This is a genomic window from Zhengella mangrovi (assembly GCF_002727065.1).
Classification (GTDB): Bacteria; Pseudomonadota; Alphaproteobacteria; order Rhizobiales; family Rhizobiaceae; genus Zhengella; species Zhengella mangrovi.
In genome coordinates this window covers 599,570-613,246 of sequence record NZ_PDVP01000002.1, presented here as the reverse complement: position 1 = coordinate 613,246, position 13,677 = coordinate 599,570, and the positions used below count along the sequence as shown (strand labels likewise).

The 13,677-nt window shown below is 66.3% G+C and carries 10 protein-coding genes; all 10 read left to right on the top strand.

Annotated elements, in window-relative coordinates; translation table 11 throughout:
• The first annotated feature begins 19 nt into the window (after nt 1-19).
• Entirely contained in the window at nt 20-1,462 is a 1,443-nt protein-coding gene (ccmI, locus tag CSC94_RS06775; RefSeq protein ID WP_165784348.1) for a c-type cytochrome biogenesis protein CcmI, read from the top strand.
• 18 nt (nt 1,463-1,480) lie between these two features.
• Nucleotides 1,481-1,927, top strand: a complete 447-nt coding sequence (gene ccmE, locus CSC94_RS06770; RefSeq protein WP_099305296.1) for a cytochrome c maturation protein CcmE — start codon at nt 1,481-1,483, stop codon at nt 1,925-1,927.
• A gap of 24 nt (nt 1,928-1,951) precedes the next feature.
• Nucleotides 1,952-3,943: a heme lyase CcmF/NrfE family subunit gene (locus tag CSC94_RS06765; protein WP_099305122.1), complete on the top strand. Its 1,992-nt coding sequence runs from the start codon at nt 1,952-1,954 to the stop codon at nt 3,941-3,943.
• The gene (locus tag CSC94_RS06760) at nt 3,940-4,419 is read left to right on the top strand and encodes a cytochrome c-type biogenesis protein (RefSeq protein WP_099305120.1); all 480 of its coding nucleotides are present in this window, start codon (nt 3,940-3,942) and stop codon (nt 4,417-4,419) included. The genes CSC94_RS06765 and CSC94_RS06760 overlap by 4 nt, the downstream gene beginning before the upstream one ends.
• A 49-nt stretch (nt 4,420-4,468) precedes the next feature.
• Nucleotides 4,469-5,704: a bifunctional alpha/beta hydrolase/OsmC family protein gene (locus tag CSC94_RS06755; protein ID WP_099305118.1), complete on the top strand. Its 1,236-nt coding sequence runs from the start codon at nt 4,469-4,471 to the stop codon at nt 5,702-5,704.
• A 122-nt stretch (nt 5,705-5,826) separates the two neighbouring features.
• On the top strand, nt 5,827-7,350 hold the full coding sequence (locus CSC94_RS06750) for a DegQ family serine endoprotease (RefSeq protein ID WP_099305116.1): 1,524 nt from the start codon (nt 5,827-5,829) through the stop codon (nt 7,348-7,350).
• Between the two features lie 219 nt (nt 7,351-7,569).
• Complete coding sequence (locus tag CSC94_RS06745) at nt 7,570-8,244, top strand: response regulator transcription factor (RefSeq protein ID WP_099305294.1); 675 nt, start codon at nt 7,570-7,572, stop codon at nt 8,242-8,244.
• A gap of 4 nt (nt 8,245-8,248) precedes the next feature.
• Nucleotides 8,249-9,658, top strand: coding sequence for a sensor histidine kinase (locus tag CSC94_RS06740; RefSeq protein WP_099305114.1), 1,410 nt, complete (start codon nt 8,249-8,251; stop codon nt 9,656-9,658).
• Nucleotides 9,655-12,645 carry a bifunctional [glutamine synthetase] adenylyltransferase/[glutamine synthetase]-adenylyl-L-tyrosine phosphorylase gene (locus CSC94_RS06735; protein WP_099305112.1) on the top strand — a complete coding sequence of 997 codons (2,991 nt, stop codon included), beginning with the start codon at nt 9,655-9,657 and terminating at the stop codon, nt 12,643-12,645. The genes CSC94_RS06740 and CSC94_RS06735 overlap by 4 nt, the downstream gene beginning before the upstream one ends.
• Nucleotides 12,646-12,921: 276 nt before the next feature.
• A complete protein-coding gene (locus CSC94_RS24845; RefSeq protein WP_245408276.1) occupies nt 12,922-13,410 on the top strand; it encodes an EF-hand domain-containing protein in 489 nt (162 codons plus the stop codon).
• The last annotated feature ends 267 nt before the right edge of the window (nt 13,411-13,677 follow it).

Here is a 13,677-nt window from a genome sequence, read left to right as displayed (position 1 = left end):
CAATGTCTAAATGGGCACCATGACGATCTGGATCATTGCCGTTTTCCTGACCCTTGGCGCCTCTGTGGCGCTGCTTCGCCCGCTCCTGCGAAAGCAGGAGACGTCGGTCGACGCAGCCGCGTTCGACCGCGAGGTCTACAAGGATCAGCTCGAGGAGCTCGAGCGTGACGAGGCCCGCGGACTGATTTCCGGCAAGGAGGCGACGGAAGCGCGGGCCGAGATCGGCCGGCGCCTGCTGAAGGCCGATGCACAGCTCAGGGCGCAGACCGTCAAGGCGTCGTCGACATCGCCGCGTGTCATCGCAGGTGCTGCAGTGCTGGCCGTACCGCTGGTCAGCTGGGGCCTCTACGCCGACCTGGGCTCGCCGTCGGCGCCGGACCAGCCGCTGGCCATGCGGATGCAGAAGAACCCGACCGAGAACACCATCGATGAACTGGTGGCGCGCGCCGAGGAGCATCTGCGCAAGAACCCGTCGGACGCCACCGGCTGGGAGGTTCTGGGTCCGATTTACATGCGCCTCGGGCGTTTCGACGAATCCGCTGATGCATGGCGCAACCTGATCCGCCTGAAGGGTGAAAATGCCAATCGCCTGAATGGCTTGGGCGAAGCGCTTGGCGCGGGTGCGCAAGGCATTGTGGCCGGTCCGTCCCTGGCCGCCTTCGAGAAGGCTCTTGAACTGGATCCTGCCAACGAGAAGTCGCGGTTCTTCGTCGCCGTGGGTGCCGCCCAGGCGGGCCGCCTCGACGAGGCTCGTACCGCGTGGACCAGGCTGAGCGAGGACGCTGCGCCCGATTCGCCGTGGCGCCAGGCCGCGCTGCGGGCCATCGAGGAATCGCGCAATGCGCCGGCGGTCGCCGCCGCCGAAGCACCCGGTCCGACGGCTGAGGACATGGCCAATGCGTCGCAGATGAGCGCGGCCGACCGCCAGTCGATGATCGCGGGCATGGTCGACCGGCTCGCCGGCAAGCTGAAGGACAACCCGGACGACGAGCAGGGCTGGCAGCGCCTGATCCGCGCTTATGCCGTCATGGGCCGCAAGGAAGACGCGGCTGCCGCGCTGGCGAGCGCGCGTGAAGCCTTCGCTGGCAAGCCCGATGCGCTCGCCCGCCTGGACGGCTTCGCCGCGTCGGTCGGCATCGCGGATGGAGCGCAGGCGTCACCTGCCGCGCCAGGTCCGACGGCCGAGGACGTCGCCAACGCCTCGCAGATGAGCGCGACCGACCGCCAGTCGATGATCGAGGGCATGGTCGACCGGCTCGCCGGCAAGCTGAAGGACAACCCGGACGACGAGCAGGGCTGGCAGCGCCTGATCCGCGCCTATGCCGTCATGGGGCGCAAGGACGATGCCACGGCAGCATTGACCGAGGCGCTCGCCGCTTTCGACGGAAAGCCGGACGAGTCCGGTCGTATCACCGCCTTCGCGGCGTCGCTCGGCATCGAGCCTGCGGCGAAAACAGACTGAGGTGGAAGCGCTATGGCCATGACTCGCAAGCAGAAACGGTTGGCGGTGATTTTCGGCGGACTCGCATTCCTGGGCATCGCCACCGGGCTGGTGCTCGTCGCGCTGAACCAGAAGATTGTCTTCTTCGTCACGCCGTCCGACCTGACCTCCATGCACGCCGAGGCGGGCCAGCGAATGCGCCTTGGCGGCATCGTCAAGGATGGCAGCGTCGTGCGCGGCGATGGCACCAGGGTCCGCTTCGCGGTGACCGATACCATCAAGGACGTGCCCGTCACCTATGACGGCATCCTGCCCGACCTGTTCCGCGAAGGGCAGGGCGTGGTCACGGAAGGCCTGTTCAACCGCGACGGCGTCTTCGTCGCCGATACCGTTCTGGCCAAGCATGACGAGAATTACATGCCCAAGGAAGTGGTGGAAAGCCTGAAGGAAAAGGGCGTCTGGCAGGAAGGCCAGGCCACCAACTGACGACCGGGAGAGGGAGAGAGGACCATGGTTGAAATCGGACACTTTGCCCTGGTGCTGGCGCTGGCCGTCGGGCTGGTCCAGTCGGTCCTGCCGATCTACGGCGCGCGCACCGGCGACGAGCGGCTGATGGGGATGGCGGCGCCGGCCGCCGTGACCGTCTTTGCCCTGGTGACGATCTCCTTTGTCGCCCTCATCCAGGCTTATGTGACGTCGGACTTCTCGGTGCTCAACGTCGTCGAGAACTCGCATTCTGCCAAGCCGCTGATCTACAAGATCTCCGGCACCTGGGGCAATCACGAGGGCTCCATGCTGCTCTGGGTGTTCATCCTGTCGCTCTTCGGCGCGCTGGTGGCCCTGTTCGGCGGCAACCTGCCGTCGAGCCTGAGGGCCACGGTGATCGCCGTCCAGGGCTGGATCGGCACGGCCTTCTTCCTCTTCATCCTGTTTACCTCCAATCCTTTCATCCGCGTGGCCAGCCCCCCGGTCGAAGGCCAGGACCTCAACCCGATCCTTCAGGACATCGGCCTCGCCATTCACCCGCCGCTTCTCTACCTCGGCTACGTCGGCTTTTCGGTCAGCTTCGCCTTCGCCGTGGCGGCGCTGATCGACGGCCGCGTCGACGCCGCCTGGGCGCGCTGGGTTCGCCCGTGGACTCTGGCTGCCTGGATTTTCCTGACCGCCGGCATCGCCATGGGCTCCTACTGGGCCTACTACGAGCTCGGCTGGGGCGGCTTCTGGTTCTGGGATCCGGTCGAGAACGCGTCCTTCATGCCGTGGCTCGCCGGCACGGCGCTGCTGCACTCGGCCATCGTCATGGAGAAGCGATCGGCGTTGAAGATCTGGACGATCCTCCTGTCGATCATCACCTTTTCCTTCTCTCTGCTGGGCACTTTCCTCGTCCGCTCCGGCGTGCTCACCTCGGTTCATGCCTTTGCCACCGACCCCTCGCGCGGCGTCTTCATCCTGATGATCCTGATGGTCTTCATCGGCGGCTCGCTGGCCCTGTTCGCCTGGCGCGCGGGTACGCTGACCGCAGGCGGCCTGTTCCAGCCGATCTCGCGGGAAGGCGCGCTGGTCCTCAACAACCTGTTCCTGACGACCGCGGCGGCGACCGTGCTGATCGGCACGCTCTATCCGCTGCTGCTGGAATCGGTAACGGGCGAGAAGATTTCCGTCGGCGCGCCCTTCTTCAACCTGACCTTCGGGCCGCTCATGCTGCCGCTGCTGCTGGCCGTCCCGTTCGGCCCGCTGCTCGCCTGGAAGCGCGGCGATCTCTTCGCCGCCGGCCAGCGCCTGGTCGCCGCGTTCGCGGTGGCGCTCGCCGCCGTCGCCGTCGTCCTGCTCTTCGTCGATCGCACCGCGCTGCTCGCCGCACTGGGCGCCGGCCTCGCGTTCTGGCTCCTTGCCGGCAGCCTCACCGATCTCGCCCTGAAGGCCGGCATCGGCAAGGTGTCGGCTCCGGTGATGCTGCGCCGCCTGCGCGGCCTTCCGGGGTCCGCCTTCGGCACTGCCATCGCCCATTTCGGCCTCGGCGTGACCCTGCTCGGTATCGTGTCTGTCACGGCCTTCCAGACCGAGAACATCCTGACCATGGCCAAGGGCGATACACTGCCGGTCGCCGGCTACACCCTTCGCTTCGACGAGACCGTTCCGGTCCAGGGCCCGAACTACACCGCCGACGAGGCCCGCTTCTCCCTCGTCAACGCGGCGGGGAAAAAGATCGCCGGAATCTCGTCCGCCAAGCGGATGTACACCGCGCGCCGCATGCCCACGACAGAAGCGGGCATTCACACTTTCATCTTCTCTCAGCTCTACGTGTCGCTCGGCGACCCGGCCTCCAACGGCGGCATGGTCGTGCGCATCTGGTACAAGCCGCTGGTCACCCTCATCTGGATCGGCGGACTGGTCATGATGTTCGGCGGTATCGTTTCGCTGGCCGACCGTCGCCTGCGCATCGGCGCCCCCGCGCGCTCGGCAAAGGGTACCGAAGCCGCCGCAACAGGGGGCCGGGCATGACCTCGCGGATTCGCCGCCTTCTGCCGGCGTTCGCCGCGGCTGCGATGCTGCTGCTCCAGGCGGCGCCGGCTTTCGCCGTCCGGCCGGACGAGATGTTGAGCGATCCGAAGCTGGAGCACCGCGCCCGCGAAATCTCGGCCGGATTGCGCTGTCTGGTCTGTCAGAACCAGTCCATCGACGACAGCGATGCCGATCTGGCCCGCGACCTGCGTGTCCTGGTTCGCGAGCGGCTGGAAAAGGGCGACACGAACGAGGAAGTCGTGCGCTTTGTTGTTTCACGCTACGGCGAATTCGTTCTGCTGAAGCCCCGCTTCGAACTCAAGACGCTGCTGCTCTGGGGAACGCCTGTGCTCGTTCTGTTGTTTGGCGGGGCTCTTGTTGCCGTCAGCGTGCGGAACCGCCGCCGCGCGGCTCCAACCGGTCTCAGCGAGGCGGAAAACGCTGAATTGAAGAAGATTTTGGCCGAAGGCGATTAGTGCCGTGTGCATGCATTGATCGCTACCGTGAACTTGGGGGAAAAAGACCATGGTTGCCACGTTGAGACGCATCGAGTTTGCCGGGCATTCCGGCGCCAGCCTGGCCGCCAGGCTCGACTTGCCCGACGGCCCCGTGCGCGCCTACGCTCTGTTCGCCCACTGCTTTACCTGCTCCAAGGATATCCTGGCCGCACGACGGATCGCGGCCGACCTGGCGCGTGCCGGCATTGCCGTTCTCCGTTTCGATTTCACGGGCCTCGGTTCCTCGGAAGGCGAATTCGCTTCCACGGATTTCTCCTCCAATTGCGGTGACCTGATCGCCGCCGCCGACTGGCTGCGCGCGAATTACGAGGCGCCAACCATCCTGGTCGGGCATTCGCTGGGCGGCGCCGCCGTTCTGTCCGTGGCATTGAAAATCCCCGAGGCGAAGGCCGTGGTGACCATTGGCGCGCCCGCCGATGCCGACCATGTGCTGCGCGGCTTCCATGCCTCGCTCGCTGAAATCCGCGAACAGGGACAGGCAAAGGTGAACCTGGCTGGCCGGGAGTTCACGATATCGCGCGATTTCGTCGAGGACGTGGAAACCGCCAATGTCCGCAAGGCCGTGCATGGGATGCGAAAGGCTCTGCTCATCCTGCACTCGCCCTATGACGAAACGGTCGGCATCGATAATGCCGCGGCCATCTTCGAAGCGGCCAGGCACCCCAAGAGCTTCATCTCGCTCGATCATGCCGACCACCTGCTCACCAGGCCAGAAGATGCCCAGTTCGCGGCCTCGGTGATCGCCGGCTGGGTTTCGCGCTACCTGCCGTCCGACCGCGCCCAGGGCGAAACGGCGCGCGAACATGTGCGTGTTTCAGAGACGGGGCAGGGCACGTTCCAGAATTCGGTCCTCGCTGGCCGCCATCGCCTGTTTGCCGACGAGCCGGAAAGCGTCGGTGGGCTGGATACGGGGCCGTCGCCCTATGATTTCCTGTCCGCCGCGCTGGGCGCCTGTACGTCGATGACCCTGCGCATGTATGCCGACCGCAAGAAGCTGGACCTTGGCCGCGTCACGGTCGATGTCAGTCATGCCAAGATCCATGCCGCCGATTGCGCCGAGTGCAGCGACGAGGAAAAGGCCATGGGCGGCCGTGTCGATCGCTTCGAGCGGGTCATTTCCGTGGAGGGCGGGATTCCCGAAGCGCTGCGCGACAAGATGGTGGAAATCGCCGGCAAGTGCCCGGTTCATCGCACGCTGGAGCATGGCTCGAAGGTGGCGACCCGCCTGAACGGCGACGGCTGAACGCGGTTTTCCGTGACATTACAAAAGTTTCATTCACCGGAAAGAGCCGCGTAATGTGACCTGTCCTAGATATCCTTTCGAAGGTGCCCGAAGGCGCCGAACGAGGAAAGGATATCGAAGACATGACCGCAACAACATCCAAGCTGCGTATGCGCTACATGGCCGCGGCCGCCGCCGTCGCGATTGCGTCCGCATCCGGAATGGCCGCCCTGTCTCCCTCCGCTCACGCCGAGGCGGTGAAGGTCGAGGCGACCCAGATGAATCCCGGCTTTGCCGATGTCGTCGAGAAGGTTTCTCCGGCGGTCGTCTCCGTCCGCGTCAAGAGCGACGTCCAGCCGGCCAGCAACGACGGCTTCTCCTTCAACTTCCCCGGCATGCCGGGCATGGACAACCTGCCGCCGGATCATCCGCTTCGCCGCTTCTTCCGCGAATTCCGTGGCCCCGGTGACCAGCAGGGGCGCCAGGCACCGAACGGCAACCGCCGCCCGCATCTGCGCCCGACCTCGCAGGGCTCCGGCTTCTTCATTTCCGACGATGGCTACCTCGTCACCAACAACCACGTCGTCGAAGGCGGTGCAGCCTATTCGGTCGTCATGGATGACGGCACGGAACTCGATGCCAAGCTGGTGGGCACAGACCCGCGCACGGACCTTGCAGTCCTCAAGGTCGAGAATGCACGCAAGTTCACCTATGTCGGCTTTGCCGATGACAGCAAGGTGCGCGTCGGCGATTGGGTCGTCGCGGTCGGCAACCCCTTCGGCCTGGGCGGTTCCGTGACCGCTGGCATCGTCTCGGCACGCGGCCGTGACATCGGCGCCGGCCCCTACGACGATTTCATCCAGATCGATGCGGCGGTGAACCGCGGCAATTCCGGCGGCCCCGCCTTCAACCTGAAGGGTGAGGTGATCGGCATCAACACCGCCATCTTCTCGCCGTCCGGCGGCAACGTCGGCATCGCCTTCGCCATCCCGGCGTCGATTGCCAAGAACGTGGTGCAGGACCTGATCCAGCACGGCTCGATCCAGCGCGGCTGGCTTGGCGTGCAGATCCAGCCGGTGACCAAGGATATCGCCGAATCCGTCGGCCTGGCCGATGCCAAGGGCGCCATCGTCGCCGAACCGCAGCCGGGCAGCCCGGCGCTGGCCGCTGGCCTCAAGGCCGGCGACATCATCACCGCGGTCGACAGCGACACGGTCGACAGCCCGCGCGACCTGGCCCGCAAGATCGGTGGCATCAATCCCGGCACCGACGTGAATGTCTCGGTCTGGCGCGACGGCAAGTCCCAGGACATCACCGTCAAGCTTGGCACCATGCCGAAGATGAACGACATGGCCAGCAACGACAACGGCCAGCAGTCCACGCCGGCCCAGCCGGGTACGATGGAGGAGTTCGGACTCACGGTCACGCCGTCCGATGACGGCAAGGGCGTCGTCGTGACCGATGTCGCCTCCGGGTCCGACGCCGAGGATCGCGGCATCCAGGCCGGCGACATCATCGTGTCGGTCAATTCCAGCCCGGTGGCGAGCCTCGCGGACGTCCAGGCAGCCGTCGATGCCGCCAACAAGGCGGGCCGCAAGGCCGTCCTTCTCCAGGTGGAGCGCAACGGGTCCAACCGCTTCGTCGCCCTGCCGGTCATGAACGGCTGATCGCCGTTTGCCGAGCTTGCCTTCGCCGTCCGGTCCCACTCACCCTCAAGGGCCATGGCGGCGGAGGCATGGCAGCCCCGAATGCCTCGTGCGCGAGGCTGCGCGGCAGCGGGTTCCCCATCACCCGCTGCCGCATTCCGTTTGCGAGGCTGAAAAAGAGGGAGTGAGGCGTTGAATATGCAGTCCCAAATCGGCCGTGAATCCGTTAAGACCGACACCATGAAGATACTGGTGATCGAAGACGACCGCGAGGCGGCCGACTACCTGGCGAAAGCCTTCGAGGAAAGCGGCCACGTCGCCCACGTCGCCGGAGACGGCGAAACCGGCTTCGCCCTGGGCGAGACGGGCAGTTACGATATCCTCGTCGTCGACCGCATGCTGCCGCGCCGTGACGGCCTGTCGGTGATCGCGGGCCTGCGCGCCCGTGGCATCGAGACCCCGGTGCTCATCCTCTCCGCGCTGGGCGAGGTGGATGACCGCGTGACCGGCCTGCGCGCCGGTGGCGACGATTACCTGACCAAGCCCTATGCCTTTTCCGAGCTGCTGGCGCGCGTCGAGGTGCTCAACCGGCGCTCCGGCGCCAAGGACAGCGAAACCGTCTATCGCGTCGGCGACCTGGAACTCGACCGCCTGTCCCATTCCGTCCGGCGCGCCGGGCAGGACATCACGCTCCAGCCGCGCGAATTCCGCCTGCTGGAATATCTCATGCGCCATGCCGGACAGGTGGTGACCCGCACCATGCTGCTGGAAAACGTCTGGGATTACCACTTCGATCCGCAGACCAACGTGATCGACGTCCACGTTTCGCGGCTGCGCTCGAAGATCGAGAAGGGCTTCGAGACGCCCATCCTGCACACGGTGCGTGGCGCCGGATACATGCTCAAGGCAGGATGAGCCTATGCGCCTGCCGGCGATCCTGAACACGACCGCCGCCCGCCTGTCGGCGCTCTTCATCCTGCTCTTCATGGTCTGTGCCATCGCGCTGGTGACCTACATGACGTCGCTGTCGGTGCGCATGCTGACCGGGCAGACGCGGGAATCGATCGACCAGGAGATCGCCCAGCTTTCCCAGGTCTACGAGGTTGCCGGCCTGCCGGGCATCGTCCGGTCCATTGACCGCCGCGCCCGCCAGCCCGGCGCCAATCTCTTCCTGATCGCCGATCCCGCCGGCCGCATCCTCGCCGGCAACGTCCAGAGCCTTGCGCCCGGCATCCTCGACAACAAGGGCTGGACGGAACGGCCCTTCACCTATGTCCGCTACGGCGAGGGCGCCGCCGCCCGCGACAGCGACGATCCGCACAAGGCGATTGCCCGCATCTTCGAACTGCCCAACGGGCTGCTGGCCATGGTCGGCAAGGACCTGGGCGAGCCCGAACGCCTGCGCGTCGTTGTTCGCAAGGCGCTTATCCTGGCGCTCGGCATGATGGCCTTCGGCGGTTTCCTGATCTGGTTCTTCGTCGGCCGCCGCGCCTTGAAGCGCATCGATGCCGTCTCCGCGGCCAGCCGCCGCATCATGGGCGGCGACCTCGGCGGACGTCTGCCGGTCTCCGGCTCCGGCGACGAGTTCGACCGCCTGTCGATCAACCTGAATGCCATGCTGGCGCGCATCGCCGAGCTCAACGATGGCCTGAAGCAGGTCGCCGACAATATCGCCCATGACCTGAAAACGCCGCTCACCCGGCTGCGCAACCGCGCCGAGGTGGCGCTGGCGTCGTCCAGCAACGAGGCGGAACTGCGCGCGGGCCTCGAGCAGGCGGTGGCCGAATCCGACCACCTGATCCGAACCTTCAATGCCATCCTGATGATTTCCCGCCTCGAAGCGGGCAACGGCGTCACCGAGCGCGGGCCGGTCGACCTCGCCACCGTCGCCCGGGATGTCTGCGAACTCTACGAGCCGCTGGCCGAGGAAGCCGGGGTCACGCTCGCCTGCGGTCCGCTGGCCGACGCGCAGGTGGCCGGGAACCGCGAACTGATCGGCCAGATGGTCTCCAACGTGGTCGACAATGCCATCAAGTATGCCGGCGGTGACGGCAAGGACGCCCGCGTCACGGTTTCCCTTGCCAGCCGGCCGGAGGGGCCGGTCCTGTCCGTCATCGACAACGGCCCGGGCATTTCGCCGGATGATCGCGAACGCGCGACCGAACGCTTCGTGCGGCTGGAGGAAAGCCGGAGCCAGCCCGGCTCCGGTCTCGGCCTCGCGCTTGCAAAGGCGGTGATGAAGTTCCACGGTGGGCGCCTGGATCTCGGCGACGCCGGCCCCGGACTCGCCGTGTCGATGATCTTTTCCAGGGGGGAGGAAAAACCATGACGTCGCAAGCCGGGCAAGCCTCAAGACCGTGGTTCGGCGATGACCAGGCCGTTCTGGTCCCGCTGGATCCGGACCATGCCCGCGACGAGTGCCGCGATCTAGCCGGACGGGCTGGCGATGCCGGCCTGGACGGTCTTGCCCGCATCCTGGAACGCCCGGACGACGTCAATGCGGCCTTTGTCGCTGCCGCGCTCGACCTGTCGCCCTTCCTGCGCGATACCGTCCGCCGCGACCCTGCCATCCTTTCCCGCCTGGCCGAAGATGGCCAGGAGAAGTGCCTCGATGCCATTTTCGCCGGGATCCGCGCGGCCGGACTGAAGGAGGAGCAGACCGAGACCGGCCTGATGCGCGACCTGCGCCTCCTCAAGGCCGAGGCCCATGCGCTGATCGCGCTGGACGACCTCGCCCATGGTGGCCATGCCCGCGTCACGGTCGGGCGCCTGTCCGCGCTGGCCGATGCCGCCATCGGTGCGGCCATCCGTTTCCTGCTGGCCGATGCCGCGCGCCAGGGCAAGCTGACCCTGCCGGATGCCGCCGATCCCGAAACCGGGTCGGGCTGGATCGTCCTCGGCATGGGCAAGCTCGGCGCCTGCGAGCTGAACTTCTCCTCCGACATCGACCTCGTCGTCTTCTTCGATCCCTCCGCGCCCGCGGTAGGAGATCCGTGGGATGCTGCCGACACATTCGTCCGGTTGACCCGCCGCCTTGTCCGCATTCTCCAGGACCGCACCGAATACGGCTACGTCTTCCGCACCGACCTGCGCCTGCGGCCCGATCCCGGTTCCACGGCGCTCGCCATCCCCGTGGAGGCAGCGCTGATCTACTACGAGGGCAGGGGGCAGAACTGGGAGCGCGCGGCGATGATCAAGGCCCGCCCGGTGGCCGGCGACATTCGCGCCGGGGACGCCTTCCTGAAGGAGTTGCAGCCCTATGTCTGGCGCAAGTACATGGACTATGCGGCCATCGCCGACGTCCATTCCATCAAGCGTCAGATCCACGCCCACCGCGGGCACGATGCCATCGCCGTGCACGGCCACAACGTCAAGCTCGGGCGGGGCGGCATTCGCGAAATCGAGTTCTTCGTCCAGACCCAGCAGTTGATCGCCGGTGGCCGCTTCCCCGAACTGCGCGGTCGCCAGACCATTCCCATGCTCTACAAGCTGGCCGAACGCCGCTGGATCGAGCCGGAGACGGCGGCCGAGATGGAGGAGCAATACTGGTTCCTGCGCAACGTCGAGCATGCCATCCAGATCGTCGCCGACGAGCAGACGCACATCCTGCCCGAGGACGACGAGGGTATCCGGCGCATTGCCCTCATGCTCGGCTTTTCCGGCATCGACGATTTCTCCGAGCGGTTCCGCGCGGCGTTGAAGACCGTCGAATCCCACTATGCCGCGCTCTTCGAGACCGCGCCGCAACTGTCCGGCGACATGGGCAACCTCGTCTTCACCGGCGAGGACGACGATCCCGGCACGCTGGAAACCCTGTCGCAACTGGGCTTCGAACGTCCGAGCGACATGGCCCGCGTCATCCGCACCTGGCATTTCGGCCGCTACCGCGCCACCCAGTCGGCCGAGGCCCGCGAACGCCTGACCGAGCTGACGCCGGCCCTGCTGAAGACCTTCGGCGCCACCCGCCGCGCCGACGAGGCCCTGCTGCGCTTCGACGAGTTCCTGGCCGGCTTGCCGTCCGGCATCCAGTTGTTCTCGCTCCTGCAGACGAACCCGGCGCTCCTCGACCTGCTGGCGACCATCATGGGCGCCGCGCCGCGCCTGGCCGGCATCATCACCCGGCGCGCCCATGTCTTCGACGGCCTCCTGGACCCGGCGCTGATCTCCGACCTGCCGACGCGGGCCTACCTCGCCGAGCGGCTGGAGAGCTTCCTGGCCGGTGCGACACTGCACGAGGAAGTGCTCGACCGCCTGCGCATTTTCGCTGCTGAACAGAAATTCCTGATCGGCGTGCGCCTGCTGACCGGCTCCATCGATGCCCGGCGCGCCGGCAAGGCCTTCTCGGACCTCGCAGACCTGACCATCGGCGCCGCGCTGGATGCGGTCGAGGAGGAATTCGCGGTTCGCCATGGCCGCGTTGCCGGCGGCCGTGTCGCGATCCTCGGCATGGGCAAGCTGGGCAGCCGGGAACTGACCGCCGGCTCCGATGTCGACCTGATCCTGCTCTATGACCACGATCCCGAAGCGATGGAGAGCGATGGCCAGAAGGCGCTCGCACCGTCGCAATATTACATCCGCCTGACCCAGCGCCTGATCGCCGCGGTCTCCGCGCCCACCGCGGAGGGCGTGCTCTACGAACTGGACCTGCGCCTGCGGCCCTCGGGCAACAAGGGGCCGGTCGCCACCCACGTGGAAAGCTTCTGCAAGTACCAGCGCAGCGAGGCCTGGGTCTGGGAGCACATGGCACTGACGCGTGGCCGCATGGTCGCCGGCAACGAGCACCTGAGCCGCGAGATGACCGACAGGATCGCCGGGATCCTCGCCGATGCGGGCCACGATGCCGCGCGGATCCGCAAGGAAGCACGCGACATGCGCAAGCTCATCGGTGAGGAGAAGCCGCCGCGCGACCACTGGGACCTGAAACTGGTGCCCGGCGGCCTGATCGACCTGGAATTCATCGCCCAGGTGGCGCGTCTGACCGGCCAGGTCGACTTGCCGGAGGACGGCGGCGTCCTGACCTCCACGAGCGATGTCCTGGGTGCGCTTTCGGCGGATTTCGCAGACCCCGCGCTGCGCGACGACCTTGTCGCGGCATGGACCCTCTACATGGCGCTGACGCAGATGCTTCGCCTCTGCCTCACGGGTCCGTTCGAGCGCGACGACGCGCCGCCTGGCCTGGTCGATCTCCTTTTGCGCTCGACCGACCTGCCGGATTTTTCGGTTCTGGAAGCCCATGTCAAAGAAATGTCCCTTCTTGTGCGTAAACACTTCCAGACGCTGCTTCGCGCAAAAGCCGAGGCGGCATCGGGTGAGTAAGACGTGCCTGCATGACGATGGTTGAAACAGGAACATGAGGAAGCCGAGATGAAGAAAACGACGAAACTTGCACTGGCTTTTGCGACCTTGGCAGGCTTTGCCTCCGCCGCCGCACAGGCGGATGATTTCGGGCCCGGCCGGGATGGCGGTGGCTGGCGTGGCCATCATATGGGCATGGGACCGACGGGCGATTGTGGCGGCATGGACCGAGACGAAATGGGCATGGGCCCAGGAATGGGACCGGGCATGGGGCCCGGATATGGTCGTGGTCCCGGAATGGGTCGTGGCCCCGGCATGCGTGGCCAGGCCATGTTCGACCGGGCCGACGCCGACAAGTCCGGCGATGTCACCTACGAGGAGTTCTCCGCCGCCATGGGTGGCCGCATCCTCGGTGCCGATGCCGATAAGAACGGCGAACTGACCGTGGGCGAGGTGGCCGACGTCATCGAGCGCATGCGGGCCGAGCGCCGGGCCGAGCAGCTGATACGCCGCTTCGACCTCAATGGCGACGGCAAGCTGACCACCGACGAGATCGAGAACCGCCAGAAGAAGATCTTTGCGCTCATGGACCGCAACGATGACGGCAAGGTCGAAAAGGACGAGGTCGGCCGGCCTGGCGCCTGGGGCCCGCGTGGCAACTGGGGTCATCGCGATGGCTGGGGTCCGCGCGGCAACTGGGGCAACATGCCCGGCTACGGTATGGGCCGTCAGGGAATGGGCCCCGGCATGCGCGGCAATCGCCCGATGATGGACGACGACGACTAGAGCAATTCCAGCGAAAGTGGGTACCGGTTTCGCGTCCGGAATTGCGGCACGGGAAGTTGAATTCCAGCGAAAGTGGGTACCGGTTTCGCGTCCGGAATTGCGGCACGGGAAGGTGAATTCCAGCGAAAGCGGGTACCGGTTTCGCGTCCGGAATTGCGGCACGGGAAGGTGAATTCCAGCGAAAGCGGGTACCGGTTTCGCGTCCGGAATTGCGGCACGGGAAGGTGAATTCCAGCGAAAGTGGGTACCGGTTTCGCGTCCGGAGTT